Here is a 236-nt window from a genome sequence, read left to right as displayed (position 1 = left end):
GTTCCAATTATACTTCCATTTATATTAATGGTTTAGACTTGCCAAATTATTTTTTTTAAATTAATACTGTATTTTGTGAATTTAATCAACAAAAAGTTTACAACTACTACCAATAAAAACATTATTATTCCGATACTAGCAAAACCGATAAATCTCCACACAAAAGATAGTATAGGATTTTCTAACAGTTGTTCGGCTTTTTCTTTTGAACCGATCCAAAAAAATCCGCTCAAAAA

Annotated in this window: 1 protein-coding gene; it reads right to left on the bottom strand. The window is 27.1% G+C overall.

Features of this window, described 5'->3' with window-relative positions; translation table 11 throughout:
• Positions 1 to 32 precede the first annotated feature (32 nt).
• A partial coding sequence (locus tag AC23MC_RS16550) for a hypothetical protein (RefSeq protein ID WP_487570668.1) occupies positions 33 to 236 on the bottom strand: 204 nt, incomplete at its 5' end.

The sequence above is a fragment of the Flavobacterium sp. T50_26 genome, from assembly GCF_057652995.1.
This window is presented reverse-complemented; position numbering and strand designations above follow the sequence as displayed.